The sequence below is a fragment of the Anabaena sp. UHCC 0451 genome, from assembly GCF_034931405.1.
GTDB lineage: Bacteria > Cyanobacteriota > Cyanobacteriia > Cyanobacteriales > Nostocaceae > RDYJ01.
On sequence record NZ_JAYGHA010000001.1, the window covers coordinates 15,404 to 34,251 of the forward strand.

The window sequence follows — 18,848 nt, forward strand, 5'->3', positions numbered from 1 at the left end:
TCATGGCTTCTACTACAAGTTCAAGTGCAAATTTAAGAAATTATGCTTTAGTTACCCTAGCTTATTGGGGTTTTACGGTTACTGATGGTGCTTTGCGAATGTTGGTTTTATTGTACTTCAATAAAATTGGTTATACACCTCTGCAAATTGCCTCTTTGTTTCTATTTTATGAAATTTTTGGTATTGTTACTAATTTTTTGGGTGGTTGGATTGGTTCGCAATTTGGATTGAAAGTTACTCTTTATAGTGGTATCGGGTTACAGGTTTTTTCTTTGATAATGTTGTCTTTTTTAAATCCTGATTGGGCGCAGTGGGTTGCAGTTTTTTATGTAATGGTTGCACAGGCTTTTTCGGGAATTGCTAAAGATTTAACTAAGATGAGTTCTAAAAGTGCCATCCGCTTGGTTGTTCCCCAAGATGCCCATTCTTCTTTGTTTAAATGGGTGGCAGTTTTAACAGGTTCTAAAAATGCTTTAAAAGGTGTTGGTTTTTTTGTTGGTAGTGCAATTTTATCTTTATTTGGGTTTGTGAATTCCCTGTTGATAATGGCTGGTGGACTATTTTTAATTATGTTCACTGGTTTATTACTACCCAAGGGCATGGGCAAAATTAAAAAGAAAGTTAAGTTTAGTCAACTGTTTTCCAAAAGTCAGGAAATTAATATTCTTTCTGCGGCGAGATTCTTTCTTTTTGGTTCGAGAGATGTGTGGTTTGTTGTGGCTTTACCAGTGTTTTTGCGAGAAACTTTGGGTTGGTCTTTTTATCAAGTGGGTGGGTTTTTGGCTTGTTGGGTAATTGGTTACGGAATTATTCAATTTTTAGCCCCCAATTTAATGCAAAAATTTGGTTCTGGTCGTCCACCTCAATCACAGACTATTCAATTTTGGACTTTTACCTTAACTGCTGTTCCTTTTGCGATCGCTCTTGGTCTGCAAATCGGTTTACCTGCTAATCTAGTAATTATTAGTGGACTAATTTTATTTGGTGTGGTTTTTGCTTTTAATTCCGCTGTCCATTCCTACTTGGTATTAGCATTTACCGATGATGACAAGGTAGCTTTAAATGTCGGCTTCTATTATATGGCTAACTCTGGTGGTCGTCTCGCAGGTACGGTATTATCCGGTTTGGTATATCAGTTCTCCGGTTTAGTTGGTTGTTTGTGGACATCAATGTTTTTTGTCTTAGCAGCAGCTTTGATTTCTTTGAAGTTACCCAACCCTCAACCTAGTAAAAATATTGCCTGGAAAAGTGGAGATGGAGAGTAAAGAACACAGAAACTGAAACAGACAAATAATGAATTATATCTATTCAACTTTTGGAGGTATATATGAATATCAATAATAGGGAAAATATAACTCCAATTAAACCTAAAAGCAATCTCAGCTTTTTTGAAAAATATCTGACTGTATGGGTTTTTATTTGCATTTTCGTAGGAATTGCTTTAGGTCGATTATTTCCCGGCATTGCAGTTACATTAGACGCAATTAGTATTTATCAAGTCTCAATTCCCATTGCTATCTGTCTATTTTTCATGATGTACCCCATCATGGTGAAAATTGACTTTACCCAAGCTGCAAATGCACTGCGTACACCAAAACCTGTAATTTTGACTTTAGTAATAAATTGGCTAATTAAACCATTCACAATGGTAGTCTTTGCCCAGTTTTTTATTGGTTGGTTATTTAAACCATTAATTACAGGTACAGAAATAATTCGTGGTAGTGAAGTCGCACTCACTAATTCTTATATTGCCGGGGCAATTTTATTAGGAATTGCACCTTGTACAGCAATGGTTTTAATGTGGGGATATCTTGCTTATGGTAATCAAGGTCATACCTTGGTAATGGTGGCAATTAATTCTCTAGCAATGCTATTTTTATATGCACCCTTGGGTAGATGGTTACTAGCAGCTAATGATTTAGCAGTACCTTGGCAAACCATTGTTTTATCGGTATTAATATATGTTGGTTTGCCATTAATAGCCGGAATGTATAGCCGTTATTGGATCTTTAAATATAAAGGTAGAGAATGGTTTGAGAGTCGATTTTTAAAATATCTCAGTCCTATTGCTATTAGCGCCCTTTTGATTACTTTAGTTTTACTATTTGCCTTTAAAGGTGAATTAATAGTTAATAATCCCCTGCATATTTTATTAATCGCTGTACCGCTTTTCATGCAAACTAATTTCATTTTCTTCATTAGTTATGTAGCAGCATTAAAGTTGAATATATCTTATGAAGATGCAGCACCTGCGGCTTTAATTGGTGCTAGTAATCATTTTGAAGTTGCGATCGCCACAGCAGTGATGTTATTTGGTTTAAATTCTGGTGCTGCATTAGCAACAGTTGTAGGAGTTTTAATTGAAGTTCCAGTAATGTTAATGCTGGTTGAATTTTGTAAACGTACAGCAGCTTGGTTTCCCAGAGAACCAGAAAAAGCAACTTTGTTAGATCCCCGATGTATTCATCATTCCTAGTTATAAGTCTCAGCAACAAACAGCTTTTATAAACAACTAATAGTATGATAACAAATGCCAATTAATTCAAAAAATATACTGGGAAACTCTTGAAAAAGGCGATAAAATATGCTGTCAGTTTTCACTTTTTTGAGGTCTATACCAATATTTTACACAATTAAAACATTCTAAGATACTGGGCAATATTCACCTATTCACCTATTCCCTATTCCCTATTCCTTGTTCCCTATTCCTTGTTCCCTGTTCCCTGTTCCCTTTTACTGTCATCTGTCACCTATTTCCTCATTTTGACGGCAAATACGACTTAGAAATTACGGTTCACCCCAATTCGTGAACGTATTATTTCTCATACATTAGTCAGAGTGACAACAGTTCAATCCATGAACCAACTAAAAACAACCTATAAAACTAACCGTCCTATCGAGGGTTCGGGAAACCACCCTTCATGGACGGGCTACACAAGTTCAGTATATATATCAGCATAACTTGCGGTTTCAACCCCAGACAAGCTCAACCATGCTGGACTGACTGCTTTGTGAAATCAGTTGGTTCAAAATCTAGACCATTATAATCCCATTCATTTGTAGTTATACGGAGCCAGCATTTAAAATGGCAAAAGTAGTAGGAATTGACTTAGGTACGACTAACTCCTGCGTCGCAGTAATGGAAGGTGGTAAACCCACTGTAATTGCTAACGCTGAAGGTTTTAGAACCACACCATCAGTAGTGGCATTTGCTAAAAATGGCGATAATTTAGTTGGTCAAATCGCTAAACGCCAAGCGGTAATGAACCCCGAAAACACCTTTTACTCAGTTAAACGGTTTATCGGTCGCCGCTTCGACGAAGTTACCAAGGAAACCACTGAGGTATCTTACAAAGTTCTCGGCAGTGGTGGTAACGTCAAGCTAGACTCTCCAGGCGCTGGTAAACAGTTTTCTCCCGAAGAAATTTCTGCCAAAGTCCTCCGCAAACTGGTAGAAGACGCGAGTAAATATCTGGGTGAAACCGTTACCCAAGCAGTAATTACCGTTCCTGCTTACTTCAATGACTCCCAACGTCAAGCCACCAAAGACGCTGGTAAAATCGCCGGGATTGAAGTTCTACGTATTATCAACGAACCTACCGCAGCTTCTCTAGCTTATGGTTTTGATAAAAAGAGCAACGAAACCATCCTTGTATTTGACCTTGGTGGCGGTACATTCGACGTATCCGTACTAGAAGTAGGAGATGGCGTATTTGAAGTATTAGCTACATCTGGTGATACCCACCTTGGTGGTGACGACTTCGATAAAAAAATCGTTGACTTCTTAGCTGAACAATTCAAAAAAGCAGAAGGTATTGACCTCCGCAAAGATAAACAAGCTTTACAACGTCTGACTGAAGCCGCAGAAAAAGCCAAAATTGAGCTTTCTAGCGTTACCCAAGCAGAAATCAACCTCCCATTTATTACCGCTACCCAGGATGGTCCAAAACACCTGGATACAACTTTAACTCGCGCCACCTTTGAAGAACTTTGTTCTGATTTAATTGACCGTTGCCGCATCCCCGTAGAAAATGCTCTGAGAGATGCCAAATTAAACAAGAGCAATATTGATGAAGTTGTTTTAGTTGGTGGTTCTACCCGTATTCCCGCAGTGCAGGATGTGGTGAAGCGGGTACTGGGTAAAGACCCTAACCAAACCGTTAACCCTGATGAAGTTGTAGCCGTTGGTGCAGCTATTCAAGCTGGTGTATTAGCTGGTGACGTTACAGGTATCTTGTTGTTAGACGTATCACCTCTATCCTTGGGTGTAGAAACCTTGGGTGGTGTGATGACCAAGATTATTCCTCGTAACACCACAATTCCTACCAAAAAATCAGAAGTCTTCTCGACTGCTGTTGATGGTCAAACCAATGTAGAAATTCATGTCCTCCAAGGGGAACGGGAATTTTCAAATGATAACAAGAGTTTGGGAACTTTCCGTTTAGATGGTATTCCCCCCGCACCTCGTGGCGTACCTCAAATTGAAGTGACTTTTGATATTGATGCTAACGGTATCCTCAATGTCACCGCTAAGGATAAAGGAACTGGTAAAGAACAATCTATCAGCATTACTGGCGCTTCTACTTTGGATAAATCCGATGTTGACCGGATGGTAAGAGAAGCTGAACAAAACGCCAATACTGATAAAGAAAAGCGGGAAAAAATTGAACGCAAAAACCAAGCTGACTCTTTAGCTTACCAAGCCGAAAAGCAGCTGCAAGAATTAGGTGATAAAGTTCCTGAAGCTGATAAAACCAAGGTTGAAGGTTTATTAAAAGAACTCAAGGAAGCTGTAGCAAAAGATGATGATGAGCAAATCAAGAAACTAACACCAGAATTGCAACAAGCTTTGTTTGCAGTAGGTAGCAATATCTATCAACAAGCTGGTGGTGCTGCACCAGGTGCTGAACCTCAAGATGGTGGTGCTACTCCTCCTCCCTCTGGTGATGATGTGATTGATGCGGATTTCACTGAAAGCAAGTAATTAAGTAGGGGCGAAGCTGTAAGGGCGAAGCATTCGGAAAATAAACTGGGGAAAAAACCGATAATTTATCGCCCGAATGCTTCGCCCCTACGAGGACTCCCCATCTCCCTAAACTACTACTAAATCTAGCTGTTCTTCCTCTGGTTCATAACCGGAGGATAATTTTTCAATGGCTCTATCAATTAAATCTAAACCTTGTTGTACAGTTTCTACTAAACTTAATTGTCCGCGCAATTCTGCTGCACCCATGAAACCTTTAGCGTACCAAGTCAGATGTTTACGGGCTTGACGCACACCCCTATCGCCTTTATATTCCCATAAAGCAGATAAATGTTCTCTGGCACATTGCAAACGCTGAATAGGGTTTGGTGGCGTTAATAATTCCCCGGTTTTCAGGAAATGATCAACTTCACCGACTAAAAACGGATAACCCATAGTTCCGCGAGAACACATCACCCCATCTGCACCGGTTTCTTCTAGACATTTCACCGCCGCTTCGACAGAAAAAATATCTCCATTACCTATTACTGGTATTGACAGCACTTCTTTTACCCTTGCAATCCATTCCCAACGAGCGTTACCATTGTAACCTTGAGCGCGGGTACGTCCATGGACTGTAATCATTTTTGCTCCCGCATCTTCCATGCGTTTAGCAAAGTCCAGAATGATAATTTCTTGGTCATTCCAACCAATACGGGTTTTAACTGTCACAGGGACATCAACAGCTTTTACCACTTCCCGCACAATAGCTTCCGCTAGTTCTGGTTGTCGCAATAAGGAAGAACCACCACCATTTTTAGTGATTTTATTCACCGGACAACCCATATTAATATCAACTGTATCCGCACCTTCAGCAACTGCTTTTATTGCTGCTTCTGCCAAAAAATCGGGACGACAATCAAATAACTGAATACTTATGGGGCGTTCGTTAGGGTCTACTTCCATGATTATGGGTAGTTGTTTAACATAATGCAACCCTGTCGCATTTACCATTTCGGTATACATCATTGATTCTGGTGCATAACGACGCACTAAGCGACGAAATACCATATCTGTCACCCCCGATAAAGGTGATTGCAAAACGCGGCTTTTGACTTCAAATGAGCCGATTTTTAGGGGTTGGGCAAGTCTAGCTTGAAGAGTGGGGGACAGCGAAAGCATAAGAATAATTAAATAAATTCAATAAAGTAAATTACTTACATTCTAATTGTAGGGCTGCATCTACTTGTTGATATTCTGTCATCGCTTGGGATAATAAAGATGTGGCATCTGCTAGATTGTCATCACGTCCCAAGTCTTCTAATTTTTTGCAAATTTGCGATAAAATGTTGGCCCCAACAATAGCACTACTAGACTTGAGTGCATGAGCTTCTAATTGTACTTTTTTAGCATTTCCTTGGGTAATAGCATCATCAATAGATTGGAAACGTTGGGGTACATCATCTAAATAACATTGGATTATTTCTATAAATTGCTCTAGGTCATTACTGCAAATCATCTCTCTGAGTTCTGCTAAAGCTGCGACATCAAGTATATTATTAGGCATATTTTTAACAATTTCATTATTACTTACATTCTGTTTTTGACAATTACTTAAAGCCTGTGTTAAGTCCTCAATCCGAATAGGTTTTGTAGTGTAGTCATTCATCCCCGCTTCTAAACATTTTTCTCGGTCTCCCAGCATAGCATTAGCGGTCATGGCAATAATCCAAGGACGGGAAGATAATGGCCATTCTTGATAAATTTGACGAGTTGCAGTTAAACCATCCATTTCTGGCATTTGTAAATCCATTAATATTACATCATAAGGCTGTCTACGCAAAGCTGTTAATACTTCTAAACCATTCGCTGCCACATCAGCACGGTATCCCAGACGTTGTAAAATATTAATAGCTACTTTTTGATTGACTACATTATCTTCAGCTACAAGAATTTTTAAAGGAATCCTTTCTGCCATCTGGGAATCAAATTTAGATGCGTTTCCTCTAACATTTGCTTTGGTTGTTACCACGTGATTACTAAAAATAGTAGTGAATATTTTCAGAAGATGGGATTTTTTAATAGGTTTAGTCAAAGATGCCGCAAACTCTAACTTTGCTGTCCGAGAATTTTCATGGATATGCTCATTACCCATTGATGTTAGCATTACCAAAGGCAATTCTTTGCCATTCGGTATTTTGCGAATTTCTTCTGCCAGTGTTAAACCATCCATTTCTGGCATTTGCATATCTAAAATAGCAATATCAAATGGTTGTTCTTGCAGATATTCAATTGCTCTTTTACCAGATTCAGCAGCGACAATAATCATACCAAAAGACTGACATTGTAAGGTTAATGCTTGGCGATTAGTGACATTATCGTCAACTATTAGCAGCCGTTTATTAGTGATTAATTGCTGATGTTGATAATTATTTTTAATATCTGGCTCAATAACAAATGAAGTTAAAATAGTAAATATAAAATTAGAGCCTTGACCAATTGTACTTTCAACCCACATTTCACCTCCCATCAGTTCAGTCAGTCGTCGGCTAATTACTAATCCTAAACCTGTACCACCATAATGACGAGTTGTGGAAGCATCAACTTGACTAAATGGTTTGAAAAGTCTGTGCATTTTATCTTCGGGAATACCTATTCCTGTGTCTTTGATACTAAATTTAATTTCGTATAATGGAGGACTGGGGTGAGGAATAAGCGCAGAATCTGACTGATTTTGTAATTGACTACTGACAGCAAGAACAACTTCGCCAGAATTAGTAAATTTAATCCCGTTACTGAGTAAGTTTACTAATATTTGCCTTAAGCGGGTTACATCTCCCCTAATAAATTCAGATGTACCTGTATCCATGAGATAAGCAATTTCTAAGCCTTTTTTACTAGCTTTAGGAGCAACTAAATCGAGGGATTCTTCCAGACAAGTTCTCAAATTAAAAACTTGTTCTTCTATTTCTAATTTACCAGATTCAATTTTTGAGAAATCAAGAATATCATTAATTAGAGTTAACATAGAATCTCCACTATTGCGGATAATTTCGGCAAATTCTTGCTGTTGTAGTGTTAGTGGAGTATCTAATAATAAGCCTGTCATCCCAATAACTGCATTCATCGGTGTCCGAATTTCGTGACTCATGGTTGCCAGAAATTCGCTTTTCGTCCGGTTAGCAATTTCGGCTTCTTCTTTAGCTAATTTGAGTTGTTCTTCTGCCAGTTTTTTCTCAGTAATATCTGTAATTGTTCCTACTAAACGATAAGGACTACCCTTTTCATCACGAATACATTTTCCTTTGGCAGCTATCCAAATATAACTACCATGATGATGTTTAATTCGATGGGTATTTTGATAAATCTCTGTTTTTCCTTCTAGATGCGCCTGAATATTATAGATTGCTTGTTCCAACTCATCTGGATGCACATTATCAGACCAGGTAGAAAACACTTGAGGTAATGGTTCTTTCTCATATCCCAAAATTCTCATCCAAGCGGGTGAAAAATAAATTTCATTGGTGATGATGTTCCAATCCCAAATACCATCATTTGTGCCAGAAATAGCTAATTCATAACGTTCTTCTCGGTCAAGTAAGGTTTTTTCAATCTTTTGTCGTTGCACTACTTCCGATGCTAGTTCATTATTAATTATCGATAGTTCTTGAGTACGGATTTGCACTCGTTCTTCAAGTTGATTGTTGGCATTTGTAATTTCTTGAAACATCTGATTTAGTGCTAATAGCATCGATTTAAAGTTTTGAGTGAGTGAGTCTATTTCGGCAATATTGCTATTATTAATAATAATATCTTGTCGAGCTAGGATTTTTTTGGGTAAATCAGTAGTTACTTGAGTTAAATTTAATAAAGGTTTTACTAATTTGTTACTCAAAATAATAGCAACTATCAAAGCCATGATTGCAGTGACTAACATGATTGATAGATTTTTGATATAAATCTCACGAATATAATTTATTTTGGGTTTGGTGGGAGTTTGAATAATTAATTTAAAAGACCAGACATTATCTAAGGTACTAATTTGCGAATAAGTAGATTGATCCCATTTAGTTATTTGTGGTATATGAGGTAAGTTAGATAGCAAATGAACAACATTATGACTAAGATTACGGATTTGTTTATTTTGGTAAATATCAAAGGATTTGAAAACATTTTCTGATCCTAAGTTGGTGGCAATTATCTGATTTTTATCGTCTACAATGCTGATTTGAAAATCTTCATTTAGATTTGTTTGTTTTATTAATTTACTCAGTTCATCTAGGCTAATTTCACCAAAAACTGCGCCTAAAAATTGCTGATTTCTAATAAGTGGTACACCTAAGATAAAAATTTTCTCTGTGCTAACTTCTGTGCTTGTAGATGGTATAAAATAAGTAACTAAATACTTGTCATTTATGATCTGTTTAAAATCTTTTCTTTCAGCGATATTTGAATATTTATCATTTTTTGAATCTTCTATAAATATGTTACCCAAGTTATTAACTACATAAATTTTATTGAATTTAGGAAATATTTTTTGAGTATTTTCTACAATTTGTCTCATCTCGTTATTAGTAGATGCCAAAGATATATTATTACTAATATTTTTTAAGATTGAGGCATGATTGTTTTGCCATAGTTGAATGTTGTTTTCTAATACAAATGATAAAGAATTTAAATCTCTTACGACTTCTATTTCAATATTATCAGCAGCACGGATGGCATTATTGATATTAATAAATAACATCGGAAAAAAGACAAATGCAACTAATAAGATAAATAGAGATTGTTGCCACAGAATTGTAGATTTATGTTTTTTATTGCCCAACCATCTATTAATAGGTAAATAATTAATAATTAAACTAGCAATCAAAGCATTAAAAAATCCATTAACAGCTTGTTTGATTAAAATTAGCAATGTCCCTATGAAACTTACTTTTAACGCTCCAGCATAAAATATAGCCACCAGTGGCATACCTAATGTAACCCAGTAAATGCCATCTAATAAAAGTAAATTTTGGTTTTTTTTATGTAAAAATAATCCGACAAAAATGACCTCACAAGTAAAAATTATCATTGCATAAGGATGTCCCCATAAGAAATAAGTACAACTGCTGCTGATAATGGCCGCGATAGTACCCCAGAAATATCCATAAATAGCAACGATAAGCAAAACAGCTATACTACCAAATAGAAAATCTACTCCAAAAAATAGCGTTACTTTCCAATAGTTGCCGAGATAACCGACAAGAATTAACAATACAAGCGGAAGAATTTGTTTTTGATTGAAAGCTACTCCTGATATTTTTAATAATTTTCTTAGTATCTGCATATTCTTTTAGTTTTGTTAGAAAGATTTTTAATTTATGATTTTTTAGATGAAATTTTTATCTGCAAATTGTGCTTCAGCCAAAAAATTTATTTTTATATAAAAAAATATACCAAATTAGTAATTCTTAGCAATAACAATTATAGTTAAGATTTGTATTATTCGATCACGGTAGAGCCGAAACGATACCCTTTACCATAAACAGTGTGAATTAGGGTAGATTCAGTCTCTACCTCAACTTTACGACGTAACAGGCGAATTAAGGCAGCAATGACATTACTAGCAGGTTGTTCGCCATCTTGCCATAAATGTTGCATAATTTGGTTATGGGTAAGTAACTGTCCAGCGTTTTCCATAAAATATTTTAGTAGCTGGCTTTCTTTTTGCGATAGCTCAATCATTCTTCCCTGACGATAAGCGATCTGATTGTCTACATCAAGTTCTAAATCAGCTACCATTAACCTTCCTGCGGTGGTAGTCTGGGATTCAACACCAGAACGGCGTAACAAAGCCCGGACTCTTGCTAATAATTCCCGTAGTTCAAAGGGTTTGACTAAATAATCATCTGCACCAGCATCTAAACCTTGTACACGGTCATCTAAAGTATCTTTAGCCGTGAGAAACAATACAGGGGTAGTTTGACCTTGATTACGTAATTCCTGACAAATTTCTAAACCTGTTTTTCCTGGCAACATCCAATCTAAAATTAGTAAGTCATAGGTTCGAGCTTGTGCAAGTTGGCTACCGTCTGCTCCATGATATGCAGCATCAACAACATAACCCTCACGAGTTAAGACACGACTTAAAGGACCTGTGAGTTCGACTTCATCATCAACTAATAAAATTCTCATGCTGCTGGTGGTGAGATAATAAACCGCAAAAGATATCAAGAAAAATTATGCTGACTGTTGCACTACCAAAAGGGGAATTACTTAAAAATAGCATCCGCTTACTGCAATCTGCGGGATTGGACTTTAGTGGTTTTTTAGATTCTGGAAACCGTCAACTACAAATTCCTGATGCTAGTGGACAAGCGAAAGGTTTGTTAGTCAGAGCGCAGGATGTACCTGTTTATGTAGAGTATGGTCAGGCACAACTGGGTATTGTGGGTTACGATGTTCTACAGGAGAAAAAGCCCCAGGTTGCACAATTAGTGGATTTGCAATTTGGTTATTGTCGGATGTCTGTAGCAGTTAAAGCTGCTAGTTCCTATAAGTCACCTTTAGATTTACCGGCTCATGGTCGTGTTGCTTCTAAATATGTCAATTGTGCGCGGGAATATTTCCAAAGTCTAGATTTACCTATAGAAATAGTGCCTTTATATGGTTCGGTGGAACTAGGACCAATTACGGGTATGTCTGAAGCGATTGTTGATATAGTTTCTACAGGAAAGACTCTAAGGGAAAATGGTTTGGCGGAAATCGCTACCTTGTATGAAAGTACGGCGCGGTTGATTGTCCATCCTTTGAGCTATCGTCTGAATATGGGTGATTTACAAAACTTGGTGGAACAACTAAGAGTAGGAGTTTAACTTACCTTTGGGGGTTAAAGTCCCCCCCCTGCTTCTACAAGCAGCGGGTTTTACGTCGGGGTAAAATCCCCGTTGCAAAACCTAATTCTAAATTCTAAATTCTGCATTCTTTTAACCCAGCATATTCGATCAGGTTTGGGTTTATTTTCAGGTTCAACAAGATTAATAATAGAAGATTAATAATAGATTAGCGATCGCGAGAAATCTGGTCTACTACGTGAATACGTCCCCTAATAACACGTCTTAACAGTCTGTTTAGTGCTTCTTCTTCTTCTTCTTCTAAAAACTCATCTAAAATAGCTGCCATTAACCCGTAGCGATCTGCTAAAGTCAAAACTCCACTATCAGCAGAAGCAGCAATAATTTCGGAAACAGCACCTGGAAGAATTTGGATGTAAGTCATGGATGTTGGTTTTAAATTTCATAATTCTAATATCTCTTAAAATTTGTACCCTTTTGGTGATTGACATATTCTATTGTTTGTGAGAATCATCAATGAATATAGTGATAGCACTAGCAGTAAATATGTGATATAGATCACAGAATTACCGCATTTGTTTTGACTTTTGACTTTTGACTTTCGCGAAGCGGTACTAATGACAGCGATCGCAAAGTCCCTGAACTGTCACCTCGTAGGTTTCTCCACGCAAACCGGGACGTAAATTTTTCAGACCGATAAACTTAAATGTATCCCAGGCTATATCCTCAATAGCGCCACATTGATGACAACAAAAGTGGTGATGAGGTTGAACATTAGCATCATAGCGAGATACTCCCTCTTGTAATAGCACCTCCCTTACCAGTCCTGCATCTCTGAGTGCTTGTAGAGAACTATAAATAGTAGCCTGGGAGGAAACAGGAAAATCTTTATTTAAATCAGTCAAAATTTGCTCAACTGTCGGATGATCCGTGCGAGATAACAAATTTGCATAGACAGCAAACCGCTGAGGAGTAACCCTTAAACCTTTGGATTTTAAGGTTTGAATAATTGCGTTTGCTTGTTCCTGCATAGCTGTTGCCGTGTTGATAGAGTTTTTACTCTTATTATAGTCTACCACATTAATGAATTAATCATATATTTAATATTATCTGAAGAATAAGTATTTATAACTATTGAATTTTTACTAAATAAGAATTATTCTGAGATAGAATCGTGAAAAGCAAAGACAATTTCACACATCAAATAATTAAGAGGTAGATATGGCTGTGATCGAAACCGTTCCTAACGTTGTTTTCAAAACCCGCGTCCGTGACGAGTCCATAGGTGGACCCAATCCATTCCGCTGGCAAGATCGCACCACTGAAGAACTTTTTGCTGGTAAGCGTGTAGTTGTGTTTTCATTACCAGGTGCTTTTACTCCCACCTGTTCCACCTCACACCTACCCCGCTATGAAGAACTGTATAAAGAATTCAAAGCTTTGGGAATTGATGCAGTAATTTGTGTCTCTGTCAATGATGCTTTTGTGATGTACCAATGGGGTAAACAACAAGGGGCTGAAAATGTTTTCCTCTTACCCGATGGCAATGGCGAATTTACCCGTAAAATGGGGATGTTAGTTGATAAATCTAACTTGGGCTTTGGAATGCGGTCTTGGCGCTACTCAATGGTAGTAAATGATCGCCAAATTGAAAAGATGTTTATTGAGCCTGGTTTTGATGATAACTGCCCTACTGATCCTTTTGAAGTATCAGATGCAAACACCATGCTGGCTTATCTCAAAAGTGCATAATTGGTAATTAGTGATTGGGGAAGAGGTGATTGGTGATTGGGTTATTTATCTCCTGATCTCCATTACCATCCTCAACGACAGTCTAAATATTTGAGAATTGCAGATCACACAATATCTAAAGTTCTAAAATTCAAAATCTAAAATTCAAAATCCAAAATCTAAAATCTAAAATTGATATGACCTACGAATTTGACTTATTTGTAATTGGTGCTGGTTCCGGTGGTATTGCTACAGCCAGACGGGCAGCAGAATATGGTGCGAAGGTAGGAATTGCTGAGTTTGATAGACTGGGGGGAACTTGCGTTAATCGTGGTTGTGTTCCCAAAAAACTCATGGTTTATGCTTCTCATTTTCCTGAGTTATTTTCTGATGCCGAAGGATATGGCTGGAGTCCTGTCCAAAGTTCTTTGGATTGGGAAAAAATGATCACCACAGTTAACAACGAAGTCACTCGTTTAAATGGAATTTATCAAAAAATGCTTGATAATTCCCAAGTTGAGATTTTGTCAGGATATGGGAAGTTTGTTGATGCCCATACTGTTGTAGTTGGTGAGCGCCAAATTACAGCAGACAAAATATTAATTGCCGTTGGTGGACATCCTACAAAACCCAATATTTTAGGAATTGAACACGCCATTGTCTCCGATGATATGTTTAACCTGAAAGAACAACCTAAACGGATAGTGATTTTAGGAGGAGGTTACATTGGTTCAGAATTTGCTTGTATTATGAATGGACTGGGAACAGAAGTTACCCAAATCACTCGTGCTGATATGATTTTGCGCGGTTTTGATGACGATTTGCGGCAAGAAATTCAGCAAGGAATGATTAATCATGGGATTAAAATTGTTAATAAAGTTCAATTAATTGCCATTGAAAAAGATGCAGAAGGAATTAAAGTTACAGTTCGCAAAGATGGGGAAACTGAGGATACAGTTGTTGTTGATGTTGTCAGTTTAGCTGCTCTTGGAAGAAAACCAAATACGCAAAATTTAGGTTTAGAAAATACTAAAGTTAAGCTTCATGATGGCGCAGTTGTTGTTGATAAATACAGTCGCACAGATGAAGAAAATATCTATGCAGTAGGAGATTGTAGCAATAATATTAACTTAACACCTGTGGCGATTAATGAAGGTCGAGCTTTTGCTGACACAGTATTTGGTGGTAAGTCTCGCACCATGAGTTATGAAAATGTGCCGACGGCAATTTTTACAAATCCCGAAGCTGCAACCGTGGGTTTGACAGAAACTGAAGCCAGAGAAAAATATGGTGATGCCGTCAAAATTTATCGTAGTCGTTTCCGCCCCATGTACTACACTTTAGCCGGCAAAGAAGAAAAAACAATGATGAAACTGGTGGTTAATCAGGATACAGATCAGGTAGTGGGGGCGCAGATGGTAGGTACAGATGCAGCAGAGATTATTCAAGGAGTGGCGATCGCGATTAAAATGGGAGCTACTAAAGCTAACTTTGATGCCACTGTGGGCATTCATCCTAGTTCAGCGGAAGAGTTCGTGACAATGCGCTAAAAATCAGTTATTAATTATCAGTTATTAGTTATCCGTTATCATGCTAGTAATAAAAAACATTTTTGTTACTGCTAAAATGTAGTGTAATTCCTGCTAACTCGTAACGGTATAATAAATTAACTGATAACATGAGCATCTACCCATTACAGAAAAAATCTCCCAAAAAATACCGTCAAAATAGTAATGATTGGCGGTTATTTTTGCGTTTAGTGCCTTATGCTCGTCGCAGTAGGCGGTTATTGGCGTTATCAATGTGTTTGCTTGTACCCATTGCTATTGCTAACTCAGTCCAACCATTATTAATTGGACAGGCAATATCTCTAATTCGTCAAGAACCAAGTACCTACGAATTTTTCAAAAATCGCTCTTTAGGGGAAGGTTTAAGCATCCTTCAAGGATTATTCCTAGCTACAATTGTGGTGAGATTATCACTTACTGGTTTTCAGGGTTATCTAGTACAAAAACTAGGACAAAAAATCACAGCGGCAATTCGTGAAGACTTATTTCATCATGTCACATCTTTAGCAGTGCGCTTTTTTGATCGCACACCTGTAGGCAAACTTATTACTCGACTAATTAACGATGTTGAAAGCTTAGGAGATGTGTTTGCTACTGGGGCTATTGGCATTGTCTCTGATTTGTTTTCTATGTTGATAATTATTGGTTTAATGTTTTCTATTCAGTGGCAACTTGCTTGTTTGCTACTATTAATTCTGTTTCCCATCACCTTATTAATTATTTATTTTCAACAACAGTATCGCCTTGCTAATTACAAATCAAGAGAAGAACTATCAAAACTAAACTCCCAACTACAAGAAAACATTGTTGGCATTAATATCGTGCAGTTATTCCGGCGGGAAAAATTCAATGCCGAGTTATTTCGCGCTACCAATAACAAATATATCAAAGAAGTTGATACTACAATTTGGTATGATTCCGCTGTTTCAGGAACTTTAGAATGGATTAGTTTGATTGCCATTGCTGGGGTGTTGTGGGTAGGTGGTTTGTTGTTATTAGAGCAAAATCTCACCTTTGGAATTTTATCTGCATTTATTTTATTTGCCCAGCAATTATTCGATCCCCTGCGGAATTTTGCGGAAAAATTCACGGTTATTCAAGCAGGTTTTACTGCCATTGAAAGGGTAAACGATATTTTAGATGAACCGATAGAAATTAAAGATCAATCTAATCCTCGATACACAATTTTAGATACTCAATTTGGCTATATAGATGAGATAATTAGGGATTTAGAAGCACAGAATTTTACCACTGCACCGGAACTGGGAGAAATTCGTTTTGAACACGTTTGGTTTGCTTACAAAGATGATGATTATGTAATTAAAGATTTAGATTTTATCATTCATCCAGGGGAAAAAATAGCATTAGTAGGACCAACCGGTGCGGGAAAAAGTTCGATTATCCGGCTTTTATGCCGACTTTATGAACCCACACAAGGACGTATTCTCATTGATGGTGTAGATATTCGGGAAATACCACAAGCAGAACTGCGGCGTTATATGGCGGTGATTTTGCAAGAGGCTTTTTTGTTTGCTGGTGATGTTAAAAGTAATATCACTTTAGGGGATAGTTACACTTTTGAGGAGATTGAACAAGCAGCAAAAAAAACTAATGTAGCTGATTTTATTCATCAATTACCTCAAGGATATGATACGCAATTAAGAGAAAGAGGGACAAATATTTCTAGTGGACAAAAGCAACTTTTAGCCTTTGCACGTGCTGTTATTCGTAATCCCCAGATTTTAGTATTAGATGAAGCTACAGCTAGTTTAGATGTTGGTACAGAAGCCTTAGTTCAACAGGCATTAAATCAGCTTTTAACCAAACGAACTGCAATTATTATTGCTCACCGTTTATCAACTATTCGTAATGTAGACCGGATTTTTGTATTGAAACGAGGAGAATTAATTGAACAGGGAAGTCATGAACAATTGATAGAAACAGGTGGACTTTATTCAACATTGCATAATTTGCAAATGTTGGGAACTTAGAGGAAGTATCAAAGATCCCCAATTTTTTTGAGAAGTTGGGGATCTGAATTCTGAATGAATCGAATTGATTCTTATAGCATTTCAAATTCTAATTGATGACTTTTGAGAAAATCATGGGTGAAATGATCTACCAGATTTGTATCACTTAGCTCCAAGTTATAAAAATCGACAAATTCATGGTCAAAATATGGTCCTGCGTGCCAAGTTCCTACCTTTAATTTAATAAAACAATTTCCGGGAATACGAAACGCAGCAAGTTCTGATAATACAGGTTCATTAATATCATTTTCAGGTGGACAAACTGCTATAAACCAATCCTTACCTTCTAAAGAACCCAAACATTGAGTACATTGAATATGACGGGTAATTTTATGAAATTTTGTCCCTTTCTGATGTAATCGCATAATATAAAAACGGGGAATACCATTTTGTAAATTTAATTGTGCGTCTTCATGATCAAAAGATTTACCATCTTTACTAGCAAATATCACCTGTCCATAACGCTGAAAATTTTCTGGTGTGATTAATTCTGCTTTTAATTGTTTTAATGTCGGGGATGCACTCATAAAAAATCCTATTCCTTTAAATATATAAATTATAATTGGTTTTTCCTTACCTCTTTGAAAATAACACTCTTAGTTTTACAGTATTTAAATAACTAAAATATTGTGTGAGGTAAAAGCTATGGTGTTAAACTCAAATCGGCGTAAATTTATCTTGTATGGTTCTGCAACATTAGCTAGTAGCTTACTGTTAAAAGCTTGCGCTAATAACCCCAACCCCACAGTGGCCAGTAGTGATAAAAAGTTTAAAATAGCGATCGCTCTCCCAGGAATTATCACAGATCAAGCTTGGAATCAATCTGGTTATGAAGGTATAAATTTAGCAAAACAAAAGCTCAGTGCAGATATCGCTTATGCAGAAAATGTCACCCAAGCAGATCAAACTGAAGTATTAACAGATTTTGCTCGTAAAGGTTACAATGTGGTATTTGCTCACGGTGGACAATTTGATGCAGCGGTAGAACAAGTTGCTTCTCAATTTCCTCAGACTTTCTTTGTTGCGGTGAATGGTTCTATCAAAGGTGATAATATTGCTGCTTTGCGAATAGATCATGTTCAAGCTAGTTATTTATGTGGAATTATTGGCGCTTCTGTCACTAAATCTAACAAATTAGCTTACATTGCTGGACAGGAATTTGAAGCCACTCAACAAGAATTAAGAGGATTTGAATTAGGTGCAAAGTCTGTGAATCCTAATATTAAAATTACTTCTAGTTTTACAGGAGATTGGAGTGATATAGCTAAGGGTAAAGAAGCCACTTTAGCTTTGATTTCTGCTGGTAATGATGTGATTTTTCAATGGCTAGATACTGCTTCAGCCACAGTTTTACAAACAGCCAGTGATAAAGGAGTTTATGCTTTTGGTAATGTCAAAGATCAGTTAGATGTTGCTCCTAATGCAGTTTTAACAAGTGCTGTTAAACGGCTGGATTTAGGAATTACCTATTTGGCAGAATTAGCCCAAAATAAACAGTTAAAAGGACAAATTTATACAATTGGTTTTGAAAAACCAGATATATTATCTTTAGGTAAGTTTGGAGTAGTCAAACCAGAAATTCAAGAGAAAGTGATGAAAATAAAACAGGAAATTGTAGATAAAAAAATCATTTTTGAGTCATGTAAGGAAGGTGCTAAAGATACCCTTTGTGTGAAGAAAAGTTAATTGTAATGTAAGTATTCAGCTATATAGGGAT

At 37.0% G+C, this 18,848-nt stretch carries 14 protein-coding genes and 1 pseudogene; 8 read left to right on the forward strand and 7 right to left on the reverse strand.

Annotated elements, in window-relative coordinates; genetic code table 11:
• Positions 1 to 2 precede the first annotated feature (2 nt).
• Positions 3 to 1,265 (forward strand): organoarsenical effux MFS transporter ArsJ, encoded by a 1,263-nt coding sequence (arsJ, locus tag VB694_RS00100; protein ID WP_323358280.1) that lies wholly within the window; start codon positions 3 to 5, stop codon positions 1,263 to 1,265.
• Between the two features lie 62 nt (positions 1,266 to 1,327).
• Entirely contained in the window at positions 1,328 to 2,476 is a 1,149-nt protein-coding gene (gene arsB / locus VB694_RS00105) for an ACR3 family arsenite efflux transporter (protein WP_323358281.1), read from the forward strand.
• Positions 2,477 to 2,532: 56 nt separating this feature from the next.
• On the opposite strand, the pseudogene VB694_RS00110 reads toward arsB, so the two are convergent.
• Positions 2,533 to 2,601, reverse strand: a pseudogene (locus VB694_RS00110) (DUF2887 domain-containing protein); the annotation flags it as partial.
• Positions 2,602 to 3,085: 484 nt separating this feature from the next.
• On the opposite strand from VB694_RS00110, the gene dnaK reads away from it, so the two are divergent.
• The gene (gene dnaK / locus VB694_RS00115; protein WP_323358282.1) at positions 3,086 to 4,984 is read left to right on the forward strand and encodes a molecular chaperone DnaK; all 1,899 of its coding nucleotides are present in this window, start codon (positions 3,086 to 3,088) and stop codon (positions 4,982 to 4,984) included.
• A 108-nt stretch (positions 4,985 to 5,092) separates the two neighbouring features.
• Here the strand turns inward: dnaK and dusB are convergent, their stop codons facing one another.
• The 3 genes from dusB to rppA form a co-directional block, all read right to left on the reverse strand.
• Positions 5,093 to 6,145: a tRNA dihydrouridine synthase DusB gene (gene dusB / locus VB694_RS00120; RefSeq protein ID WP_323358283.1), complete on the reverse strand. Its 1,053-nt coding sequence runs from the start codon at positions 6,143 to 6,145 to the stop codon at positions 5,093 to 5,095.
• A gap of 31 nt (positions 6,146 to 6,176) precedes the next feature.
• The gene (locus VB694_RS00125; protein WP_323358284.1) at positions 6,177 to 10,295 is read right to left on the reverse strand and encodes a response regulator; all 4,119 of its coding nucleotides are present in this window, start codon (positions 10,293 to 10,295) and stop codon (positions 6,177 to 6,179) included.
• 155 nt (positions 10,296 to 10,450) lie between these two features.
• Positions 10,451 to 11,143: a two-component system response regulator RppA gene (gene rppA / locus VB694_RS00130; protein WP_323358285.1), complete on the reverse strand. Its 693-nt coding sequence runs from the start codon at positions 11,141 to 11,143 to the stop codon at positions 10,451 to 10,453.
• Between the two features lie 47 nt (positions 11,144 to 11,190).
• Between rppA and hisG the strand changes: the two genes are divergently transcribed.
• Positions 11,191 to 11,823, forward strand: a complete 633-nt coding sequence (hisG, locus tag VB694_RS00135) for an ATP phosphoribosyltransferase (RefSeq protein ID WP_323358286.1) — start codon at positions 11,191 to 11,193, stop codon at positions 11,821 to 11,823.
• A 187-nt stretch (positions 11,824 to 12,010) separates the two neighbouring features.
• Here the strand turns inward: hisG and VB694_RS00140 are convergent, their stop codons facing one another.
• Together VB694_RS00140 and VB694_RS00145 are read right to left on the reverse strand one after the other, a co-directional pair.
• Positions 12,011 to 12,226, reverse strand: a complete 216-nt coding sequence (locus tag VB694_RS00140; protein ID WP_323358287.1) for a hypothetical protein — start codon at positions 12,224 to 12,226, stop codon at positions 12,011 to 12,013.
• Positions 12,227 to 12,416: 190 nt separating this feature from the next.
• Positions 12,417 to 12,833, reverse strand: coding sequence for a Fur family transcriptional regulator (locus tag VB694_RS00145; RefSeq protein ID WP_323358288.1), 417 nt, complete (start codon positions 12,831 to 12,833; stop codon positions 12,417 to 12,419).
• 190 nt (positions 12,834 to 13,023) lie between these two features.
• On the opposite strand from VB694_RS00145, the gene VB694_RS00150 reads away from it, so the two are divergent.
• The 3 genes from VB694_RS00150 (at position 13,024) to VB694_RS00160 (ending at position 17,092) form a co-directional block, all read left to right on the forward strand.
• Complete coding sequence (locus tag VB694_RS00150) at positions 13,024 to 13,554, forward strand: peroxiredoxin (RefSeq protein ID WP_323358289.1); 531 nt, start codon at positions 13,024 to 13,026, stop codon at positions 13,552 to 13,554.
• A 176-nt stretch (positions 13,555 to 13,730) separates the two neighbouring features.
• Positions 13,731 to 15,083, forward strand: coding sequence for a glutathione-disulfide reductase (gene gor / locus VB694_RS00155; RefSeq protein ID WP_323358290.1), 1,353 nt, complete (start codon positions 13,731 to 13,733; stop codon positions 15,081 to 15,083).
• A 128-nt stretch (positions 15,084 to 15,211) separates the two neighbouring features.
• A complete protein-coding gene (locus tag VB694_RS00160) occupies positions 15,212 to 17,092 on the forward strand; it encodes an ABC transporter ATP-binding protein (RefSeq protein WP_323358291.1) in 1,881 nt (626 codons plus the stop codon).
• Between the two features lie 71 nt (positions 17,093 to 17,163).
• Here the strand turns inward: VB694_RS00160 and VB694_RS00165 are convergent, their stop codons facing one another.
• Positions 17,164 to 17,658 carry an ureidoglycolate lyase gene (locus VB694_RS00165; RefSeq protein WP_323358292.1) on the reverse strand — a complete coding sequence of 165 codons (495 nt, stop codon included), beginning with the start codon at positions 17,656 to 17,658 and terminating at the stop codon, positions 17,164 to 17,166.
• Positions 17,659 to 17,776: 118 nt separating this feature from the next.
• Between VB694_RS00165 and VB694_RS00170 the strand changes: the two genes are divergently transcribed.
• Entirely contained in the window at positions 17,777 to 18,817 is a 1,041-nt protein-coding gene (locus VB694_RS00170; protein ID WP_323358293.1) for a BMP family protein, read from the forward strand.
• The last annotated feature ends 31 nt before the right edge of the window (positions 18,818 to 18,848 follow it).